Origin of the sequence: Burkholderia sp. BE12, from assembly GCF_002959955.1 — a bacterium.
GTDB lineage: Bacteria > Pseudomonadota > Gammaproteobacteria > Burkholderiales > Burkholderiaceae > Burkholderia.
The window spans coordinates 19,638-35,698 of sequence record NZ_PREY01000047.1 but is presented as its reverse complement, the minus strand read 5'-3'; the positions used below and the strand labels follow the sequence as shown (position 1 = coordinate 35,698).

Annotated in this window: 11 protein-coding genes; 4 read left to right on the top strand and 7 right to left on the bottom strand. The window is 67.9% G+C overall.

Annotated elements, in window-relative coordinates; translation table 11 throughout:
• The first annotated feature begins 584 nt into the window (after positions 1-584).
• Positions 585-1,022 carry a hypothetical protein gene (locus tag C4B30_RS32750; RefSeq protein ID WP_027786248.1) on the top strand — a complete coding sequence of 146 codons (438 nt, stop codon included), beginning with the start codon at positions 585-587 and terminating at the stop codon, positions 1,020-1,022.
• Between the two features lie 150 nt (positions 1,023-1,172).
• On the opposite strand, the gene C4B30_RS32745 is transcribed toward C4B30_RS32750, so the two are convergent.
• From C4B30_RS32745 to C4B30_RS32710, 7 genes are all read right to left on the bottom strand, one after another.
• Positions 1,173-1,850: a DUF429 domain-containing protein gene (locus C4B30_RS32745; protein WP_027786249.1), complete on the bottom strand. Its 678-nt coding sequence runs from the start codon at positions 1,848-1,850 to the stop codon at positions 1,173-1,175.
• A gap of 9 nt (positions 1,851-1,859) precedes the next feature.
• Complete coding sequence (locus C4B30_RS32740) at positions 1,860-2,384, bottom strand: HD domain-containing protein (protein WP_027786250.1); 525 nt, start codon at positions 2,382-2,384, stop codon at positions 1,860-1,862.
• A gap of 121 nt (positions 2,385-2,505) precedes the next feature.
• Positions 2,506-5,976 carry an ATP-binding protein gene (locus C4B30_RS32735; RefSeq protein WP_027786251.1) on the bottom strand — a complete coding sequence of 1,157 codons (3,471 nt, stop codon included), beginning with the start codon at positions 5,974-5,976 and terminating at the stop codon, positions 2,506-2,508.
• A 3-nt stretch (positions 5,977-5,979) separates the two neighbouring features.
• The gene (locus tag C4B30_RS32730; RefSeq protein ID WP_027786252.1) at positions 5,980-7,230 is read right to left on the bottom strand and encodes a metallophosphoesterase family protein; all 1,251 of its coding nucleotides are present in this window, start codon (positions 7,228-7,230) and stop codon (positions 5,980-5,982) included.
• Between the two features lie 901 nt (positions 7,231-8,131).
• Entirely contained in the window at positions 8,132-8,674 is a 543-nt protein-coding gene (locus tag C4B30_RS32720; RefSeq protein ID WP_027786253.1) for a hypothetical protein, read from the bottom strand.
• A gap of 441 nt (positions 8,675-9,115) precedes the next feature.
• Positions 9,116-11,101 carry a gamma-glutamyltransferase family protein gene (locus C4B30_RS32715; RefSeq protein WP_027786254.1) on the bottom strand — a complete coding sequence of 662 codons (1,986 nt, stop codon included), beginning with the start codon at positions 11,099-11,101 and terminating at the stop codon, positions 9,116-9,118.
• A gap of 227 nt (positions 11,102-11,328) precedes the next feature.
• Positions 11,329-12,285: a LysR family transcriptional regulator gene (locus C4B30_RS32710; protein ID WP_027786255.1), complete on the bottom strand. Its 957-nt coding sequence runs from the start codon at positions 12,283-12,285 to the stop codon at positions 11,329-11,331.
• Positions 12,286-12,387: 102 nt separating this feature from the next.
• On the opposite strand from C4B30_RS32710, the gene C4B30_RS32705 reads away from it, so the two are divergent.
• From C4B30_RS32705 to C4B30_RS32695, 3 genes are all read left to right on the top strand, one after another.
• The gene (locus tag C4B30_RS32705; RefSeq protein WP_027786256.1) at positions 12,388-13,512 is read left to right on the top strand and encodes an aryl-sulfate sulfotransferase; all 1,125 of its coding nucleotides are present in this window, start codon (positions 12,388-12,390) and stop codon (positions 13,510-13,512) included.
• Between the two features lie 58 nt (positions 13,513-13,570).
• Complete coding sequence (locus C4B30_RS32700; protein ID WP_027786257.1) at positions 13,571-14,926, top strand: uracil-xanthine permease family protein; 1,356 nt, start codon at positions 13,571-13,573, stop codon at positions 14,924-14,926.
• Positions 14,927-15,109: 183 nt separating this feature from the next.
• Entirely contained in the window at positions 15,110-16,045 is a 936-nt protein-coding gene (locus C4B30_RS32695) for a tyrosine-type recombinase/integrase (protein ID WP_027786258.1), read from the top strand.
• Positions 16,046-16,061 lie beyond the last annotated feature (16 nt).

Here is a 16,061-nt window from a genome sequence, read left to right as displayed (position 1 = left end):
AATATGAATCACTTCATAAACCTGACTTACTTTAGTGTGAGACTCTTGATACTTTCGCTTTCTGATCCGAGGATCAGCTCGCTTCCATCAAGCGCCCACACTTATCGGCTGTTAATTTTTAAAGAGCATTTCTGCGAGAAACCTGAAGTTTCCCGGCAGCGCTGCGTTTTCAGCAGCAGAGAAGCGAGATTATGAACCGTGTTTCGCAGCTCGTCAACAACTTTTTACCTACATCGTTGCGACTGCGGGGCTCTCTTCCTGCGCCGCCAAGGCTCGTTACCACCGAACCTCAACAGCACCACTTCCCTTCCTCCCGTGCCGCGTTTCCGTTAGCGCGAAAGAGGCGTGATTCTAAGCACCCACCCCCATCCGCGCAAGTCCTTTGTGAAGAAAATTTGAAAAAGCCTCCGTGCGCTGCCGCGCACGGAGGCTTTGGGCGCGACGGGCCGTGAAACGCAACGCGCGCAGCCCGCCAAAGATATGACGAACACATCTCGTTCCCTATGTAAGAGAACGCGAAACGGGCAAGGAACCTGGTGCGGTCGAGTATCATGCCGCGACCGAACCACGCACGCATACCGATGATGGACAGCACGACTCAACCCGGCGACACCGACCTTCGCGACGAATATGCCGCCCTGCGCGAGCGTGCGATCCTGCTGGAAGAACAGGTCCCGCCGCTTCTGCAACGCATCTCGGATATGCTGCCGCGCATCAGCGGCGAATCCGAACTGGCGGACACGCATCGCGAGCGGCTCGTCGGCGCACGCAATGCGGCGCTGGTCTCGATCGAAAACTATCAGCAGGCCATTCCATTCCTGCAGACGGCCGACTCGATCATCGAGCAACTGGACAAGACACCCGAGCGCGACGAGGACATCGAGTGGCGGGAATCGCTGCTGCAACGGCTGGACGAGCTGATCGACGTCGCGGTCGTGATGGTCGACGATGCGGAAAGCTACTTCGAGCATGCACAAGCCTGCGACCTGTCCAGCGTGCCGAAATCCATCCTCGAGGATTGAACAGGCTCACCGAATCGCGCGGTGCACCGGCCTCACGTCGTGCCCGCCGACAACCGCCGGCTGACGATCTTCGTTTCCGGGCCTGCCGCATGCTCCAGCCCGAAGCGGCCGTCCTGCGACCGCCACCATGCGCGGAGCCGCACGTCGCCTCTACGGCGAATCCAGCACGATCGTCTCGCTCATCATCGGCACGCGGATGTATCCGCCCACCGTATCGCCATACGCATGCGCGTTCCCGTCGATCACGTATTGCGCCGTCAACGCGCACAGGGTCGCGTCCCGCGCATCGACGGAGCGCAGCGTCGATACGTCGATACCCAGCCGCTCCAGCAATTGCCGGCGCTGGTTGCGCTTCTGCTTCGCAGACGCCACGGCCTTGCCCAGCATCGCGCAGGTAATCGCATAAGGATAGGTCTCGAAGCTCGCACGCCCGCCCGCGTAGCGCGCGCCGGTCAGCAACGGATAGGCGTGCGCGAGCGCGCGGTAGACGCGCTCCCCCATGAACATCCAGTCGAAGAAGCCCGACGTGCTCGCGATGGCCTGCTCCCGCGACGGTGTCGGAAAGCACGAGATTCGTTCGCGGGCGAGCGCCTGTTCGGCCGCGCGGCGGCCGCTCCCGGTCCACCACAGGCTCGGTGCGTCGACGCCAACGGCCACGACATCATGGGCGAGACACAGTGACGGCAACGATTCCGGCGCGATCCGCGCTTCCCGGCAGACGACCGTCGAGCCACGCAGGATCACGAGATCGCACAGCTTCCTGTCGCCGCCGACATCGACACCCGCCACGGCGGCCGGTTCTCGCGCGGCGAATCGGGCCGATCGCACGTGCGTGCCTCAGTCCGCCGGCCGTGCGGCGTACGCGGTATCGAAGATCGCCTCGAGACCGGGATGGACGCCGCGCATCGGGTCGACCACCGACTTCGCCCAGTCGAAATACGCCTGCTTGCGTTCGAGCGGCCAGTCCGCGGGCGGATGTCGGGCGATGTCGCGCAGGTTGCAGATCTTGTCGGCCAGCTTCACGAGCTTCGCGCGCCGGCTGATGGTGGCCGCGTGCTCGACCTGCAGACGCTTGCGCTCGTCCTTCGGCAGCGACTTGTCGTCGGTGACTTCCATCACGATGTCCGCCACGTCCTTGCCGAACAGCCTCAGCAACTCCTGCTCGGTCGTCTCCGTATCCTCGACCGTGTCGTGCAACACGGCCGCGACGATCACGCGTTCGTCCTCGACGCCGGCCTCGTTGGCCAGTACGTCGGCGAGCGCGATCGGATGATTGATGTACGGCGACGCCTCCTCATCCTTGCGTCGTTGATTGCGATGCTTGTCCGCCGCGAACGCAATCGCGGCTACCAGCTTCTTCATATTCACCCCTCGTGTGGCCAGACCCGCGGCCGTTGAACCGGCCGCATGCGTTTCGGAACCGCTCATACTACCTGTACGCGATGACCCTTCCCGTGCGCCGGCATCCCGGCGTACCCCTGCATCACGTGCCGGCCGGCGCGCGCTGCAACTCGACCACGTTGACCCGCGCGCCGAAGACGTCCCTCACGAGCGGCAGCAGGTGGTCGTGGTGCGTCAGGAACAGCACCTGAGTGCGCGTCGACAGATCGCGCAGCGCGTCGAGCCCCGCCTTCGCGCGCGCATCGTCGAAATTGATGAACAGGTCGTCGGCGACGAACGGCAGCGCCGTGCGACTGCCGAGCTGCAACTCCAGCGCCGCGATCCGCAGCGCGAGGAACAGCTGATCGCGCGTCCCTTCGCTCAGCCCGGCGACCTCGACCGACGTTCCCCTCGTACGCCGTGCATACAGCGCGGGCGGCGTCCGTTCGGTATCGACGGTCAGCTTCGCGAATTCACCCAGCGTGAGCCCGGCGAAAATCTCGCCCGCACGCCGCAGCATCGGCCCCTGCTTCTGGTCGCGGTAGCGATCCGTCGCCCACTTCAGCAAGCGGCTCGCCGTGGCCGCTTCCAGATACTGTTCGGCCGCATCGCCCATCGCCGCCAGTGCCTCCTGGCGTTTCGACTCGGCGACGGCCGCGTTCGCCTGGCCGTCGATCGCGCCGAACGCCTGCTCGGCCACAACCTGCTGCTGCGCCAGCTCGTTCAGCCGCTTGCCGACATCGCCCAGCGACTGCTTCACCGCTTCGAGATGCGCCGGCACGTCGGCAATGTCCTGTTCCGCCACCTCGGCCTCGACGGCCGACCGGGAAAGCCCGTCGCCGTCGCGCACCAGCGCCTCGTGCGCGGCCTCGACCGCCTGACGTAGCTGGCGCTGGCGATCCGAACGCTCGGCCAGCGGCAGCGCCGCGTCGATCGACGCGACGCCGGCCAGTTGCAACAGCGGCTGGATGCGCGCATCGGCGCCGGCCACCGCGGCAGCCGCGTCCGCGACCTTGCCGTCGGCCTGCCGCACGGCCTCGTCGGCACGCTCGATCGCACGCGCGATTTCCCGGGCGGCGGCGAGGCGCATCGTCAACCGGCGCGCCACGTCAGGCCAGTCGCCGCTCGCCAGCCACGCCGGCGCGAGCGCTTCGGCAAGCCGCCGCGCGCCCGCCTCGAGCGCGGCCAGCTCCGCGCGGATCGCGGCGATCCGGTTGCGCGGCGCATCGGCATCGGACAGCTCGGCCGTCACCGTATTCGCGAGCCCAAGCGCACCTTCCGCCGCGGCCAGCGTCGTCGCGCTCTCGGACAGTTTCGCGTCGGCCAGCGCGTCACGCCATTGCGCTTGCCACGCATCGTAAGCCGCCTGTGCATGGCCGGCCCGCGACTGCGCGGTCGCACATCCGCGTTCGGCTTCCCGCGCACGATCGTCGAGGCTATCCCTCTGTGCGGCCGCTTTCTCGGCCGACTGGACGAATGTTTCGGCAATGGCGACGAGCGCGGCCAGTCCGTCAGACTCGCCACCCCGCGATACCGTCAGCAGCGCCGCACGCAGCGCAGCTTCGGCGCCGGCGCGGGCAGCACGCATCGCGTCGAATTCGCGGCGCTGACGATCGAGATCGGCTTGCGCGGCGAACACCGTATCACGCTTCGCGAGCCAGTCGCCCATCGCCGCGAGCGGCATGCCGGGCACCGCGGCCGCCGTCGCGAGTGCGGCCCAGGCGTCGCGATGGGCGGCGAGCTCGCGCTCGCGTTCGTCCAGCGCCGCCTGCCGGCGCGTCACGCCCGCACGCGCGGATTCGACCTGCTGGCGCAGCGACTGCAGCGTCGCCGCGGCCTGGGTCGCGCCGAGTTGCGCATCGACGAGTTCGTCGGCGAGGCGAATCGCGTCGTCGACCGCCGGTGCGCCCGTTGCGAGATCGACGGCGCCGCTGCGGATCTCGCCCCACGCGCCGTCGCGACGCGCGCGCGCCGCCAGCACGTCGGCGGTCGTGACGACCTTGTGGTTCTCCGCGAAATGCTTCTCCTGCAGTTGAAGCCGCTCGAGTTCTTCGAGTGCGCCATCGCGCGCCTCGCGCGCGGCAGCGGCCGCGCTGGCACGTTCGCTGTCTTCCTTGAGCAGCGCGCCGAGCCGCGCCGCCGACGGTACGTCGAGCGCGCGCAGCGAGTCGACCGGCATGCGCCATTGGCCGAGCGCGTCGAGCGCACCGGACAGCGTGCGCTCGGCGGCCGCGATTTCGTGCGCCAGCGCCTGCTCGCGCGGGCCGCTGTTGCGAAAGCCCTGCGCGTCGGCGAGCGCCGCGCGCAACGCTTCCGGCACGTCGACGGTCGACAGGCGCGCCTGTTGTTCCCGGACCTGCGCCAGTTCGCGCGTGCGCTCGTCGAGCGATTCGCGTGCACCGGCGAGCGCCTGGTGCAGCGCGCCATGTTCGCGCAGCAGGTTCGCGACGGTCTGCAGCGACAGCGCCGTCGGCAACGCGGCGCGCAGCGACGCTTCGTCCGTCGGCCAGCCGAGCTGCGCGGCCGCCGACAACGCGGCGGACAGGTGCCGCTCGACGTCCGTGCCGAGCAGCAGCAGATCCTGCGCGTGATTCATGCATGCACCGCGCAGCCGATCGAGCGCCTCGATATCGGCTTCGAGCGCCAGCGTGTCGGCATCCGCGTCGATCGTATCGCGTGCCTGCCGCTTCGCGATCAGGTCGGCGCGCCGTTCCTCGAGCACCTTCTGCTCGGCCGCGAGATCGCCCTGCGCCTTCAGCAGATCCGCATACGCGGTCGGCGGCAACTCGACGACCGCGCCCAGTTCGGCCAGCGCCGCGTCCTTGACCGTCAGCTCCTTCAGGTACGGCGCGAGCCGACGCACGCGTTCGAGCTTCGAGCGCAGCGCTTCGAGCCGGCGCTGTTCCGCGCGCGCCTGCTCGATCTGCTGCTCGACGGCTTCGCGCGCGTCCTTGCGATCGACCCAGTCGCGCGTGCGCACCTGGACCGTCTTCAGTTCGGTCACGGCTTCGTTGAACGCCGTTTCGGCCAGCGCAAACGTGCTACCGCTGCGACGCGGCGCCCACAATTCGAGTGCGCGCGCGTCGAGCTCCTCGCGCACCGGCCCGAGGCTGCCGACCCCGGCCGCCGATTCGAACAGCACCTGGCCGAGCTTGTCCGATGCGTCGAGAATGCTGCGGCCGCCATCGACGAGCCGCCCGTGATCGAGCCCGAACATCTGCTCGAAGAACTCGCGCGTCGCGCCGTCGAGGACCGCCGCCAGATAGTCGTCGGGCAGCTTGTCGTCGGCGGGCGTGCGCAACGGACTGCGCCCGCGCGCACGGTGGAACGCGAGTTCGCCCGTGCCGCTCTCCAGCACGCCGCCGATCCGCAACTCGGGCGTGCTGTGCAGGAAATCGAGCGGCGTCTGCAGCTTCATCCCGAACAGCAACTCGGACACGGCCGTGCGGATCGTCGACTTGCCGGCCTCGTTCGGCCCGACGATCACATGGAAATCCTCGCTGGCCGACGGGAAACGCAGCGTCTCGTCGGTGAACTTGCCGTACTTGATCAGATCGAGCTGGCCGATACGCATCGCTTACTCCCCCCTCGCCAGCCGCGCCAGCAACGCGGGCCCGACCTGCTCCACCAGCGCCGTCAGCTCGCCCGCGCGCGCCATCGTCAGCAACGGCACTTCCTCCTTCACGTCGCTGCGGACCTTGCCGACGAACGGCTTCAGGTCGCGTTCGAGCAGCGCGAGGAAATCCGGATCGTGCGCGGCGTCGGCCAGAATCTGCTTCAGGTCCTCCAGTGCCTCGAGCGGTTCACTTTCGCCCGGCTGCTGATCGGCGGCGGACGTCGCGAGCCGAACCTTCTCGAGCCACAGCCGCTCGTTGCCGATGATGCCGATCTGGTTCAGCACCTCGGCACGCAACTGCGGCGCGCGGCCGAAAAAGAGGCCGTGCGCGGGCGTGCGCCCGATGACGGTGACGCGCACCGCGCGGGGCACGTGGCCGTCGACGGTCAACAGCGCCTCCAGCGACTGGCCGATCTTTCGCGACAGATCGGCCACCGACAGGCAATCGGACGCATCGACCGACACGGCTTCCCAGCGCAGCACGTCGAGATACAGGCGCTCGACCTGCGTCTTGCCTTGCTCGACCGTCACGAGCACCGCGCCGCGCCGGCCCGTCTCGCGGATATGGCGCCCTTGCAGGTTGCCGGGAAACACGACGGTGGACGAACCCGTCCATTGCTGGAATTCATGCACGTGGCCGAGCGCCCAGTAGTCGTAGCCTTTCGCGTGCAGTTCGGCCAGCGTGCACGGCGCGTAGTTCGCGTGCGCCGCATACCCTTCGAGCGCGGTATGCAGCACGCCGATGTTGTAGTGGCCGGGCACCGGGTCCGGATAGCCGACGGCGAGATTGTCGACGACCGCCTTGTCCTTGAAGCTCTGCCCGTGCAGCGCGACGTCGAATTCAGGCAGCCTGAAGGTTTCCGGCTTGCGGTGGCCGAACACGGTAACGTTGTCGGGCAGCGTCAGCTTCTTCGTCATCTCGCTTTCGGCATCGTGGTTGCCGCCGAGCACGAACGCGCGGATGCCGGCCTTGCGCAGGCGCCCCATCTGCTGGCCGAAGAAGATGCCCGTGTTGTGATCCTTCCAGTCGCCGTCGTACAGGTCGCCTGCAATCACGAGGAACGCGACTTCTTCTTCGATCGCACGATCCACGAGTTGCCGCAGCGCCTCGCGCGACGCGTTGCGCAACTGCGCGGCCGGTGCGTCGGGATACGCACTCAGGCCGTGCAACGGGCTGTCAAGGTGAATGTCTGCCGCGTGGATGAACTTCACGAAGGTTCCTCTGTTTCATGGCGAAGGGGCGACGCCGCTCGCACGGGCCCGTGCCGTCAAGCGTCGTCCCGGGAGCCGCAAGCTTGCCGCCGCACATGCGACACGTACCGGACCGGATCGCGCCGCCCGTTGCAAGCGGCTCGGGATGGTACCTGAAAGCGGATGACGACATGCGTCCTCGGTCGGTGCGGATGACGGGGAAGCACGCGATACCGATGCGAACCGCCATTTTGCCGCAGCGCGAGCGAGCGATAGCGAGGCGCGGTCGGGCGACCGGCGAGGCCGTCGCGGCGGCCGGCTGTCGCGAGCCCTGCTATTTAAGCATGGCGCGTGGGCAATGGGCCGGTCGCCTCCCCGATCAGGGAACCCGAACCAGATTTCGTGATCGCCATTTCTACCCTGTCGCGAGACGTCACATGGCGATCATGCCGGCGAACGCCGACGTCATCGGAAAGTAGGCGGACGCGGTCAATCCTTCCTTTCGCGGAGCGCGGCAGAGCGGCGAGTGCGAAGATCGCACAGCGCGCATGCGCGCTCGGAATCTCCGGAGCCAATACGAAACGACTGGGATGAGTTCGGCTTCCCCGAAACGGGTAGAGAACCGACAAGCTTGAGGACGAACTGGACGACGCTGCGATGCGCAGCTCAGTAACCCGGATACTGCATTCGTTCCATCTTCGTCCGTCCAAGCCGGCCAGCTTGCCCCTGCCCGACAGTCGCGTCCTTTTGGCGTCAAGCTCAGTCGGTCGGCAGCCTGTTATTTGTGATCCTAATCAATATCGATACATTCCTCTTCCCGTGTTTCGACATGAGGCACCATGCACGACGCATCGCGTTCCCCAATAGAAAAACCCGGCCCGCATCGAAGCGGGCCGGGCCGTGACGGGATCCGTGCTGCTTATTACAGCGCGCCGCCTTGCGCCGACGCCGAACCCTTCAAGCCGACCGATGCGCCGCCCTGAACCGAGTTCGTCGCGCCTTCGAGCGCTTCGCCGGCCTTCGCCTTCGCGCCGCCCGCGACGTCGCCCGCGGTCGACATCGCGCCTTGTGCATGGCTCTTCGCCGAGGCCGCGACGTGCTTCACGTGCGACTTCGTCGCGTGCACGGCCGATGCCGCCGCATCCTTCGTCGCGCCGGCTGCCGAACCGACCGCCTGCGTCGCACCGCCCACCGCCGTGCCGGCTGCCGAGCCGACGCCGCCGACCGTCTTGCCGACGCCGTTCAGCGCGCCGCCGACGACATTGCCCGCGCCCGAACCCGAGCCTGCCGCATTCGCGCCGGCGCCGGCCTGCACGCCCACGCCGCCGCCGAGCAGCGGCGTCTGGACCTGAGCGCCAACACCTGCGGAACCCTGCGCACCGGTCTGGGCCGTCTGTGCAAATGCAGCCGACGTCGCCATCGCCGTCAGAGCGGCACCCAGCAGAATCGTACGAATCTTGTTCATGGTCATTCTCCCCAAAGACGTTGTTGCTGCGGGCCGCCTTCGTGCGGCTTGTCGCATGCCTTGCCGCGACATGCGGCAGGTGGAGCTAATGTAGCGGCACCGGCGCGCAAAACGATCGAATTGCGGGGACTGTTACTTCCGTTGCAAATGCTGACGATTGACTCACACTGTTTGACAATCGGGGACGTGCGGCGGGGTGAACGCTATATTCGACAACGGACGGGGTGAATCATGAACCGGGGCGCTCGGCTGCTTCACGCCGGCGATTCGCGCGATCGTCATGTATCGGGGAAGCCGACCAACGAAACGGCCGACTGACGAGCCGGCCGCTTTGATCTGCATTCCAAAGGATGGGGATTGCCCGGCCGTCGATTCGGCATCGTCACGATGCACGGCCCCGGCCGCCAACGAGCGGACCGGGGCCGTGCACATGCCGCCCGGTTACGGCCGGAACGTATCGCCGAGCACGACGCCTTCGCGACGCGGATCGGTGCCGCCCTGCAACGCCGGCGACTGGCCGACCGTCACGCGCATCACCGTGTTGACGCCGCTCGCCTGCGCGGACGTCGACACCTTGTGTCCGAGCGCGAGCAGCCCCGTGATCAGCGGATCGTTCGCCCCGTTGTTCGCCGCGTTGACGTTCGGATGCTCGCCGCCGATCGTGGTCGTCGGGCTGTTGCTCGCGCCGAAGTCGACGAGCCCCGCCGACTGCTGCGCGTCGAGCCCCCAGTCGAGCGCGCCGACCAGCGTCTTGACCACGTATTGCGGAATCGTGCCGCCGCCCGGCGAACCAGTCGCCATCACGAAGTCGCCGCGCGAGCCGTCGGCGGCCTGCCCGAACACGATCGTCGGCGCCATCGAGCTGCGCGGCCGCTTGCCCGGCTGCAGGCGGTTCGCCACCGGATTGCCGGACGTGTCGAGCGGGTTCGCGGAAAAGTCGGTCAACTGGTTGTTCAGCAGGAAGCCGTTAGTCATGTGGAACGAGCCCATGCTCGACTCGACCGTCGTCGTCGCGCTCAGCACGTTGCCGTCGCCGTCCACGATCGTGAACTGGTTCGTGCCGTGCTCGATCAGCGTCGTGTCGACGCCGAGCGGCACCGCGCCGAGGTTGCCGGGCTGCGCGGTGCCCATGCTTTTGGTCGTGTCGATCAGCGCCGCGCGCGATTTCAGGTACGGCTTGTTCAGCAGCGTGTCCCACGTGCCGCCCGGCAGCGGCACGAAGTCGGTATCGGCCACGTACTTGTCGCGATCGGCATACGCGAGCCGTTCGGCCTCGGTGATGAGGTGCACGCCCGCCACCGTCGGCTTGCCGCCTTCGAGATCGATCGCCGTCGGCTTCAGCGACTTCAGGTCGTAATTCTCGAGAATGCCGAGCGCCGATGCGACCGCGATGCCGCCCGACGACGGCGGCGGCATCCCGCAGACCCAGTAACTGCGATAAGTCGTGCACACCGGTTCGCGGCGCTTCGCCTGATAGGCGGCGAGATCCGCGACGGTCGTCTTGCCCGGCGTGAGCGTCGAGCCGTCCGCGCCCTTCGTCACCGCGATCTTCGCGACGATGTCCTGCGCGATCTGCCCCGTGTACAGCGCATTCGCGCCGGACTGCGCCATCAGCGACAGCGTGCGCGCGTAGGCGGGATTCTTCAGTACGGTGCCGAGCGGCTTCGGCGAACCGTCGGCGTTCAGGAAATACGCGGCGGCTTCGGGGTCCCGCTTCAGGTTCGCGGCGTTCGCCGCGATCGCGTCGGCGAGCCGGCCGCCGATCGGGAAACCGTTGGTCGCCAGCGTGATCGCATCGCCGAACAGGCTCTGCCACGGCAAGCGGCCGTGATCCTGTTGCAGCGCCTCGATGAGCCGCGGCACGCCGATCGTGCCGATCGAACGGCCGCTCGCGCGCGCGTTCGGCTGCGGCGCCGAATGATCGGCGGCGTCATCGACATAGCGCAGGTAGTTCTCCGTCGCGGCGGCCGGCGCGGTTTCGCGGCCGTCGTATGCCTGCAGCGTCTTGCCGCGCGCATCGTAGTAGAGCAGCACGCCGCCCGACCCGAGACCCGTCGCCTCGGGGACGGTCAGGCCGAGCACGGCCTGCACGGCGACCGCCGCGTCGGCGGCCGTGCCGCCCTTCTTCAGAACCGCGCAACCGGCCGCGCTCGCGTACGCGTTCGACGTGGCCACCAGGTAGGTTTTCGCATAGACGGGCTTCATCCCGGTGCGATAGCCCGACGATGCTTCGGGCAACGACGGGTCGCCCGGCTGGTTCGAGCCCACCACGACCGTCGCGCCGCTGTTGTCGAGCGCGAGGCAGCTCGCATCGGTGGAAGGCGTCGTCGTGCGGCTCGCCTCGTTCTCGACGTCGCCGCCGCAGGCGGTCAGCAGGGCAGCCGCCAGCAACGCGGACGCATACGGAAAGATCGCTGTTCTGTTCATGGTATGCCGATGTTCTTGTAGGTCGTTGTGGTGGACATCCCGCTGCCTGCGCCCCTCGGCGCATGGGCAACGCGTTCGATAATCCCATGAACAAAAATTTTTCCGCAATAAGGAAATGGCGTCATGCAGCGGACGTCGTGTGCGCTACGTCACCGAACCGGCACGCGGGGTTGCTTGCTGCATTGCATCGCATGGCGATACGCAGATGCACCCGCATCGTGACGTCGTCATCTTTTCGCCCGGCGACGCGTGCCGGCCGTCTGCCCGCCGCGCGCGAACCCGCGCTCCATCGCGTCGATCGCCTCCGAAAAGAACGCGAGAAACATCGTCATCGCGACCGTCGCGCTCATGTCCGCCCGCTGGTAGATACAGCTGAACGAGCGCGCGCCCGCATCGGCCAGCGGTGTCCAGGCGAGCCGGCCGGCGGCCACGTCGTCCGCGACGTTTTCGGCGATCAGGAAGCCGACGCCGGCGCCTTCGGCCACGAGGCGCCGCACCATCGACACCGAACCGGTTTCGACGAGCGGCCGCACGCTGCGCGGCTGCCGCGCATCGATCTGGTCGAACATCGCGCGCAGCTCCGTGTCGGGCGTCATCAGGATCAGCGGATGCGCGAAGCAGTCGCGCATCCGCACCTTGCCGCCCGTCGACGCCAGCGGATGGCCGGGCGCCGTGACGACACCCAGCGGCTGCGCGAACGCGCGCACCTCGACGACGCCCGCCGCGCTGCGCCGGCGCAGCGCATAACCGATGTCCACCTCGCCCGTCTCGACCCAGCGTACGATGCTCTCGCCGTTACCCGAGCGCACGCTGTACGTGACGCCCGGATAACGCTGCATCGCGGCGAGAATCGCGTCGGGCACGAGCTTTTCCGCCGTTGACGCGGGCACCGCGAGATTCACGTGCCCCCGCCGCAGCGCGCGTAGATCCTCGACCTGCGTCAGCGCGTTGTCGAAGTCGCGCTGGCCGCGCCGCACGGCCGCGATCACGATTTCGCCGGCGAGCGTCAGCTGCATGCCGCGCGGCAGCCGGTCGAACAGCGGCACGCCGACCTGCTCTTCGAGATTGCGGATCTGCTGGTGCACCGCCGCGGCAGTCAGGTGCAGCGCATCGGCCGCCTTGCGAATCGAGCCGCGCCGCGCGACTTCGTCGAAACAGCGGAATGTCTGCGATATCGAACGCATGAAGGGTCCGTTAGATTTTTCCGAACAGGCCGTCAAGAATAATCCGATTTTACTGACCGGACGAATCGTCTAGATTCCGCTGCATCCCCGTATCCGATTCGAATGGAGACCGCAGTGACGACCGTCGACCAGATTACCCAGCGCCGCCGCGGCGTCGGCCTCATCGCCCACGACCCCGCGCTGTCCGCGGGCGGCTATACGCTCATCGCCCCGCAGACGGCCGACGGCAACGTCTATCTCGTCGGCATCGACGGCGAAGTCGTCCACCAGTGGAAGATGCCCGTGCGCCCCGGCCGCCACGCGGTCATCCTCGCGAACGGCAATCTCGGCTACAACGGCAATCATCCTCACTCCGAATCGCGCTATGCGCCATGGTCGATGTGGCATGGCGGCGACTTCTACGAGGTCACCCCGCAGGGAGAAACCGTGTGGCGCTACGAGGATCCCGCGCATCACCACGACGCGCAGTGGCTGCCGAACGGCAACCTGCTGTACGCCGCGTGCGAACCGGTCGACGCGGCGTTCGCGCGGCGCGTACCGGGCGGCACCGCGCATGGCGACGACGAGGTGATGTACACGGACGTGATCCGCGAAGTGAACCGCGCCGGCCAGATCGTCTGGGAATGGCACGCGCGCGACCATCTTCGGCCGGAGGATTTTCCGATCGCTGCAGGTTTCGGCCGCTATCACTGGCCGCTCGTCAACGGTCTCGCGGTCGATGCGAACGGCCGCGTGCTGATGAGCCTGCGCACGACGTCGGGGATCATCGGCGTGAACCGCGCAACCGGCCGCGTCGACCTGCACATCGGGCCCGACGTCGTGTCGCACCAGCATGCGCCGGTGCCGCTGGCGAACGGCCACATCCTCGCGTTCGACAACGGCAATTTCCGCCATGGTGCGCATGTCGTGTTCTCGCGTGTCGTGGAAATCGATCCGGCGACGCAGCGCGTCGTGTGGTCGTACGCGGACGACGTCGTGAACCTGTTCTACACGCCGTTCATGGGCAACGCGCAGCGCTTGCCGAACGGCAACACGCACGTCACCGAATCGTCGACGGGCCGACTGTTCGAAGTGACGCCGGCCGGCGAGGTCGTCTGGGAATACGTGATCCCGTGGTTCGACGAATACCCGGACGAAGCGGCGCGCAAGACAGGCCCCGGCCAGTTGAACAGCGTGTTCCAGACGTTCCGCTACAGCGCCGCGCAATTGCCCTGGCTACGAACCTGAGCTTCCGTTCACCGCCGGTTTCCTGCCATCGTCGCCGTTCGCTTCCGAGGGGCCTGCCGTGTCGCACGATCCGATCTCCCCGCCCGTCGATGCCCGGCTGCCCGCGTGGCAGCTCGCGCTGTTCGGGCTGCAGCACGTACTGTCGATGGCCGCGTCGCCGATCACGGCCGTGTTCCTGATCGCGAAAGTGCTCGCGCTGCCGGCCGACCTGACGGTCCAGTTGATCGGCGCGACGTTCTTCGCGTGCGGTATCGGCACGCTGCTCCAATCGCTCGGCGCCGGCCCGATCGGTGCGCGCATGCCATTCGTGATGGTGCCCGGCGGCGCACCGACGATGCTGTTCGCGGGCATCGCCGCGCAATCGGGCCTGCCGACCGCGGCCGGCGCGGCCCTGCTCGCCAGCGCGTTCTACTGGGTGCTGCTGCCCGTCTTCACGCGCTGCCTGCGGCTCTTTCCGCGCATCGTCGTCGGCGCGATGCTGTTGCTCGTGTCGATCAACCTGATCCGGATCTACGCGACGATCGTCGTCGGCCAGCCCGGTTCGGCCGACTTCGCACAGCCGCGCGCCCTCGGGCTCGCGCTCGCGACGATCGTCGCCACCGTCGTCGTCGCGGGCGCATTCCGCGGCACGGCCGGGCGCCTCGCGGTGTTGATCGGGCTGATGGTCGGCGCGACGCTCGGCTGGGCGCTCGGCGCGATGCCGGCACTCGCCGACGTATGGCATGGGCCGCTGTTCACGCATCCGGTGTGGCTGCCGTTCGGGATGCCGCGCTTCGACGTGCTGGCCGCGCTGCCGCTGCTGATTTTCACCGCGATCTCGATGGCCGAGGCCACCGCACAGACGGTCGCCGTCGGCGAAACATGCGGCAAGGCGATCTCGCTCCAGCGCGACGTGCCGAAGACGATACGCGGCGACGCGCTCGCATCGCTGGCCGGCGCGCTGTTCGGCACGCCGCTGATCGTGACGAGCGCCGAGAACATCGGCGTCGTGCAGACGACCGGCGTACGCTCGCGCTACGTGACGGCGGCCGCCGGCGGGATCCTGATCGTCATCGCGCTGTTCGCACCGCTTGCGCGGCTCGCGTACGCGATCCCGGCCGCCGTGGTCGGCGGCACCGCGCTGGTCGTATTCGCGATGATCGGCGTGATGGGCATCCGGCTGCTCGCGAGCGTCGACCTGCATGCGCGCGCGAACCAGTACACGCTCGCGGCCGCACTGGTGGTCGGGCTCGCGCCGATCCTGGTGCCGAACCTGTATCGCCATTTCGGCGCGCCCGTTCAGATCGTGCTCGGCAACGGCATGGCGGCCGGCACGCTCGCGGCCATTGCGACGCAACTGGCGTTCGCCGCGCTTGCGCGGCTGAGTGGCCAAGCGCACGCGGAGGCGGCTGCGGCGCCTTCGCGCGACGCATAAAGGCAGCGGCACGCTCACGCTGCGCAGCGCTCGACGCTGCTGCTCGTGCTCGTTGATCTGACGATGAACGACGATGCGTCGACGACACGCGCACCGCGCACCGACGCGCCGGCTTCGTCGCGCGCCGGCCGACCAGACATCGGAACGATTGCCGACGTCACTGCGTCCGGCTATAAAGCGAGGATGGACACGAATCGCTGGATTCACGACCCCGTCGGCGCGTTTCGCGCATGGCAGGAAACGGCCGCGACCGGCGCCGGCCGCCGGCCGTTCGCGCCGCGTTCGGTCGTGCAGCATGTCGCGATGTTCGAGCGATTCCTGCGCCACCTGAGCGCACAGCGCGTGTCGCTCGCCACGTTCGGGCCCGACCACGTCGCGGCCTTCCTGGTCGAACTCGAACGCACCTGCGCGCCCGGCACGTCGACGCGCGTGCGTTATGCGAAGCTGATCGACCGACTGGGCCGGCATCTGGTCGACGCGGGTGTGCGGACGCTCCATCCGGCCGGCCGTTCGACACGCGATCTCGCATGGCCGGACGGCGAGCCGGAGCCGTGCTACTTGCCGCCCGATGCCGACGCGGCGCTGCAGCGCCATGTACAGCCCCGACCAGACGACACCTTGGCCGATTGCCGCAATCGCGCGATCGTCGCGCTGCTGCTCGCGAGCGGCATCACGTCGGCCGAGATTCGCGCGGCGGCGTATGACGCACCCGATCTCGACGCGCGGCCGCCGGTGTTGTCGGTGCCGCGCGATCGCGCACGGCCGGCGCGCCGAATCGAACTCGCCGAGTTCGCGCTGGCGCCGCTTGCCGCATGGCGCACGCGCTCGATAGACACACCGCCATCGGCACTGCTGTTTCCCGCGCCGCGCGGTGGCGCGATGAACGACATGTTCCTGCTGATCGTGGTACGCGACGCGCTGAACGCGATCGGCTTTCACGCATCGGACATGAGCCCGCGCGTGCTGCGCAATACGTATGCGCGCCGCCAGTTGCTCGCGGGCCACGCGCATGCCGATGTCACCGCGATGCTCGGTCTCGCCAGCATGCGGACGGTCACGCGCATTCGGCAGACGCTGCCACCCGATGCGGCCGCGGATCGCGCTGCCCACGAACGCTGATCGCGCGCCGCCGGCG

What these genes read in the sequence shown, in the direction of transcription:
- C4B30_RS32750 (WP_027786248.1), top strand. Translation starts at nt 585, where the DNA reads ATGGACAGCACGACTCAACCCGGCGACACCGACCTTCGCGACGAATAT.
- C4B30_RS32740 (WP_027786250.1), bottom strand. Translation starts at nt 2,384, where the DNA reads ATGAAGAAGCTGGTAGCCGCGATTGCGTTCGCGGCGGACAAGCATCGC.
- C4B30_RS32735 (WP_027786251.1), bottom strand. Translation starts at nt 5,976, where the DNA reads ATGCGTATCGGCCAGCTCGATCTGATCAAGTACGGCAAGTTCACCGAC.
- C4B30_RS32720 (WP_027786253.1), bottom strand. Translation starts at nt 8,674, where the DNA reads ATGAACAAGATTCGTACGATTCTGCTGGGTGCCGCTCTGACGGCGATG.
- C4B30_RS32715 (WP_027786254.1), bottom strand. Translation starts at nt 11,101, where the DNA reads ATGAACAGAACAGCGATCTTTCCGTATGCGTCCGCGTTGCTGGCGGCT.
- C4B30_RS32710 (WP_027786255.1), bottom strand. Translation starts at nt 12,285, where the DNA reads ATGCGTTCGATATCGCAGACATTCCGCTGTTTCGACGAAGTCGCGCGG.
- C4B30_RS32705 (WP_027786256.1), top strand. Translation starts at nt 12,388, where the DNA reads ATGGAGACCGCAGTGACGACCGTCGACCAGATTACCCAGCGCCGCCGC.
- C4B30_RS32695 (WP_027786258.1), top strand. Translation starts at nt 15,110, where the DNA reads ATGGACACGAATCGCTGGATTCACGACCCCGTCGGCGCGTTTCGCGCA.